The organism is Peribacillus sp. SIMBA_075 (assembly GCF_046534585.1).
The window spans coordinates 1-281 of record NZ_JAWRYN010000437.1; the positions used below are offsets into that span (position 1 = coordinate 1).

At 48.4% G+C, this 281-nt stretch carries 1 protein-coding gene; it reads left to right on the forward strand.

Features of this window, described 5'->3' with window-relative positions; translation table 11 throughout:
- The coding region (locus tag SB775_RS28905) for an oligopeptide/dipeptide ABC transporter ATP-binding protein (RefSeq protein ID WP_410864640.1) at nucleotides 1-281 on the forward strand (281 nt) is incomplete at both ends.

Below are 281 nucleotides of genomic sequence, written 5' to 3' on the forward strand. Positions count from 1 at the left end.
CGTAGTAGCGGAGGTTTGTGATCGCGTTCTTGTAATGTATCTGGGCCAAATCGTAGAAGAAGCGTCAGTCGAGACATTGTTTGAGAATCCAAAGCATCCGTACACAATCGGTCTGATGAAATCGATCCCGACAATTGACGGAAAACGTGGTGAAAAGCTGCATGTGATTGAAGGGATCGTCCCGTCGCTACACCAAATTCCGGCAGGCTGTCGTTTTGCACCGAGATGCCCTATTGCCGATGAAAAGTGCAGGAGTCATCCACCAGATTTAATTGAGGTGG